We start from the raw sequence: 4,272 nt of genomic DNA, 5'->3' as shown, positions 1-4,272 counted from the left end.
AATCCCCCGCTGCCATAGAGAAATTGAATCAGCCATGAGCCGTCAAATCAACAAGAGTTTTTCAACAAAATACGCCCAAAGCGGAAGTGACGCGTTTTCACGGCGTGCCGAAGCGGTGCCAAAAATGCCACATGAGCCAAAATTCCGGTGCTGCTGCGCGGCGAATAAAGTAGCCATTTATGCTATCCGCATTGCTGGAGGGGAGCACAACTTTCTGGTCTTGAGTGTTTAAGGCCCGATGCGGGTGCAACCCCGGCCATTGTAGCGATCTTTCGCAGCGCAAGAAGTGGCAAATCTGCGGCGCTACGGCATACTCACAAACTGTCTTTTCAGTGATGTCGGGCCAAATCTATTCCCTTGGCGGCAGCGTTCATTTCAGCTGCTGAGAAGGTCGTCTAAACTGTCGCGGTCGTACAATATCCTGACAGTGGATAATTACGATGCATCATGCGGGAAGCAGTTATTTGCTATGCTCTGAAGCAGAGTTAATTGCGGATTGAGACCTTTAGCAGGCAAATGGGCGCAGACCAAGGATTTCACGTGCCTGCGTGTAGGTCGCGACAGGTCGTTCATATTTTTCACAGACCTCAACAGTGCGCCTGACCAACGCTGCGTTTGACGGAGCGAGAGAGTCGCGGTCCAACCTGATGTTGTCTTCCAGTCCGGTGCGCGCGTGACCACCCGATGATATCGCCCAGTCATTCAGGACCAACTGGTTTGCGCCAATCCCGGCTGCGCACCACGGAGCGCCTACTCCAAACAAGCGTTTCACAGTCGCAGTATAGTAGTCAAAAATATGGCGATCGGCAGACATGGCATTCTTGACGCCCATGACGAACTGGACATATGGCAGTGCGGCAATCTGAGCGTTCTTGAACATCGAATGTGCCTGAATGATGTGGCTAAGATCAAAGGCCTCGATCTCTGGTTTGACCTCATGGGTCAACATCTCAGACGCAAGCCACGCCACGAGATCCGGTGGATTTTCATAGACGCGGGTTGGAAAATTATTAGACCCAACCGACAGAGACGCCATATCAGGTTTGAGCGTCAGCATACCGCCTCGCGTCTTGCCTGCGCCAGAGCGCCCCCCTGTTGAGAACTGTATGATCATCCCCGGGCAGTGCCTTTCAAGACCTTCCTTTAACAGCGCAAATTTTTCTGGATCAGAACTGGGCGTCTCATCCGGGTTACGTACATGGGCATGGCAGATCGTCGCCCCGGCCTCAAAGGCGGCTTGTGTGCTATCTATCTGCTCATCAACGGAGATGGGCACCGCAGGATTGTCCGCCTAGGTCGGCAGTGAACCGGTGATCGCGACACAAATAATACAGGGTGTGGTCATTTCTCAGTTTCCATTCAATCATGCTGTGGACAGCGACGAGGGGCGACAGGTGCAGTATCGTCCATCACCAGAATTCAAACGCGCACGACCTTTAGTTTGGTTTTCAGGTCCGTCCGGCAAAAGGCGTGCAGGAAACAAGTTTGTTCTGAGATGTCGAGCATCTCCTGCGCCGTCTCATCGGACTCGGACGTTTCGAGATAGACGTGAGTTTCAATTGAATCCGCTTCGCCCGCCTTGCCCGTCCCGCCGGATGCGCCGCCAAGGCTGAAATGGGTGTCCTGCACGATCCGGTAGTCCGGCAGGTCAAGTTTCAGCATCGAGACAAACCGCCCGAACTGGGTCATGAAACAAAAACCGATGCCTGCACTGATAAGACTATTTGCATCTGGCGCGCGTCCGTCTTCGGAACTTAGGAACCGAAAGGACGTGCCATAAGGCGAATATTGCATCTGCTGGATTTCTTTGATGCCATCCTCACGCATGATCGCGACAGCGCCGATGTTTAGGCGGCGGTCTTGTTCTTCGGCCATGCTGCCACCCGCAGATGAGGTGCCCATGACAACGTCCTTCTTCGGAGTCGGCCCGACAGGTTCCATCAACGTCAGATCGCTGGAGTCTGCTTTTGATTTGGCAAAGTGGTTGCCCGGATCAGGGAACAATGCACCATCCAGTTCAGCCACTTTGGCCGTTGGCAATTCGACGTTGTTCTTACCCAACTTGAATAGGCTTTCGAGTTGTCCGCGCATCAGACCGTTGAGCGGCGATGCATAGGTGGCGTTGATCAAGAATTCGTTCAGCGCAGCATCATCAAGGTCGCAGTCAATCTCGACCTGAAGGTCGATATTTTCGGCGCCCCCAACCATGGTGCGTTTGGGCATGGACCCCTTCATCGTATAATAATTGTCCTGAATCAGCTTCAGTTTGCGGATTTCGACGTTCTGGATTTTGGCCAGTGCGAGGATTTCATTCATAAAACTTGCTGCCATGCCGGACGACAAGAAAGCCAGCGGGCACGGCGCTGCATCATGGCCGTTCAGATAAGGCCCTTCGTCAGACACCAAACGCCACGTCTCGCCGGTTTTGGCAGAACGCACGAGCGCCTCTTTCTGAAATCCTGACAATGAACGCACCCAAGTGCGCAACGCATCGCCTTTGCGGTTTTCAGGCGCATCAATCGACACGTCATCCGCGTTCGTCACTTTGAAAAACGGAGCGACGCTACTTGTGCCAATGAGGTTTTCGCCGAGTGCTGCCATGGTATTTGTCCTTTAGTGTCTGCCATTTTTGCTTGTCATGGCGCTATGTGTTGAAGTTTTCGTGGGCCAGGTAGGTGCTATGATGCGCGGTACAGATAATCCTCAGAAGTGATGGATGTTGGATAATATGTGGCTGGACATGCCGCCATCTGCCGTCAGGTTGGTGCCACGGAACCACTTGGCATGCGCGCTAAGGGCAAAACTGACTACCGGAGCGACATCCTGTGGCGCGCCCGGGCGATCCATAACTTTCATGTCCTCTTCGGCGCGCGCGCCTAAGGTCTGGATGAAATCGCCAAGGATTGGTGTGTCGACCGGACCGGGACTTACACAATTCATGTTGATCCCGCGGTCGCGCCAGGTCCACCGGTTTTGCATGGTCCAGATGATCAGTGCCTCTTTGGATAAAAAGTAGCTTCGTCCACTATCATCCGTGTCCAGCCCCTGAGCACTGCAAAAACCATCGACGTTATCATCCATCGAAAGCGCCAGCGCCGCAGTGCTTTGTTCTAGCGCGTTGGACCATCCAAACCCTGCCAGAGAGGCAAGGTTCACAATGGACGCGCCATCCGCCATTTTGGGCACCAGCGCATTGGTCAGTCGCTGTAAACCATAAAGGTTCACCCGCATCACAAGAGAGGCAGGCGCAGTCGGTGGCAGACCCGCGATGTTAGCTAGTCCGTTTGTCCCAGCAGGCAGATTTTCGATCAATGCATCAATAGAAGTTGGATCGCTGAGGTCAGCCTGAAAAAAATGGTCGGCCGTGTCTGTTTCGTTGCGGTCAATGCCGATAACAGCCGCGCCCTGCGCTTTTAACAGGCGGCAAGTCTCTGCTCCGATGCCCGATGCCACGCCGGTTACGATATAGGTTTTGCCTTCATGCATGGTTGGATTCTCCAGAATTTGGGGGCTCTTACAAAGTAGGTTAAGTTGACGTCTTGCACGCGACCCCAGTCATCGGAACGTTATCGATGCAAGGCTCGGGAACAAGATGATGATGGCAGTGATCAGGAACATCACACCGACAAACGGCATCACACCCTTAAAGATATCGGAAAGCTCAATCCCGGTGCCGCGCAAGGTGGCAGACACGACATAGCAGGCCAGTCCAAACGGCGGTGTCAGCAGGCCAATTTCTACGGCGATTACTGTCAGGATACCGAACCAGATCGGATCCCCGCCCAAGGCCAGCATCGTTGGGAATGCAATCGGCACCACGATCAGCATGATCGAAACGGATTCAAGGAACATACCCAACAAAACTAGCAGGATCACGTAGGCAACCGCGAACTGGAACAGGCTCAGATCCAGCGTGTTGATGATCGTGCCTATATTTTGCACGAACCCTGATGAGGCCAGCATGATCGTAAAGATGTTCGCCGCGAGGATCATGAACAGAACCGTCGTGGCAATCTGGCCTGTTTCCACCATCACTTGCCACAGCGAAGCCCAGTTCAGACGGCGCCGCAAAACCGCATAGATCAGCGCACCCGCCGACCCGACAGCGCCGCCTTCGGTCGGTGTAAAGAAGCCGCCATAGATACCGCCCAGCACCAGAATGATCAGCCCTAAGACTGGCGCCAGAAGAATGCCCGGCATTGCCAACTTGTTCGTCAGACATGACCGGGCTATTTTAGCGGTATGAGAATTCCGACCAGTTTGCCTCGCCTT

Annotated in this window: 4 protein-coding genes and 1 pseudogene; 1 reads left to right on the top strand and 4 read right to left on the bottom strand. The window is 53.8% G+C overall.

Features of this window, described 5'->3' with window-relative positions; translation table 11 throughout:
- Positions 1-232: hypothetical protein (locus Q4577_RS23490; protein WP_303473313.1), on the top strand; the 232-nt coding region annotated here is incomplete at its 5' end.
- Positions 233-505: 273 nt separating this feature from the next.
- On the opposite strand, the pseudogene Q4577_RS23485 reads toward Q4577_RS23490, so the two are convergent.
- The 4 genes and pseudogenes from Q4577_RS23485 to Q4577_RS23470 all read right to left on the bottom strand — a co-directional run.
- Positions 506-1,345: pseudogene (locus tag Q4577_RS23485) on the bottom strand (3-keto-5-aminohexanoate cleavage protein).
- 74 nt (positions 1,346-1,419) lie between these two features.
- Entirely contained in the window at positions 1,420-2,601 is a 1,182-nt protein-coding gene (locus tag Q4577_RS23480) for an OsmC family protein (protein WP_303473315.1), read from the bottom strand.
- A 102-nt stretch (positions 2,602-2,703) separates the two neighbouring features.
- On the bottom strand, positions 2,704-3,486 hold the full coding sequence (locus Q4577_RS23475; RefSeq protein ID WP_303473317.1) for a coniferyl-alcohol dehydrogenase: 783 nt from the start codon (positions 3,484-3,486) through the stop codon (positions 2,704-2,706).
- A 69-nt stretch (positions 3,487-3,555) separates the two neighbouring features.
- Positions 3,556-4,272, bottom strand: a 717-nt coding sequence (locus tag Q4577_RS23470; protein WP_303473319.1) for a TRAP transporter large permease subunit, incomplete at its 5' end; no start/stop codon positions are given.

Origin of the sequence: Marinovum sp. 2_MG-2023, assembly GCF_030548265.1 — a bacterium.
Lineage (GTDB): Bacteria > Pseudomonadota > Alphaproteobacteria > Rhodobacterales > Rhodobacteraceae > Marinovum.
This window is presented reverse-complemented; position numbering and strand designations above follow the sequence as displayed.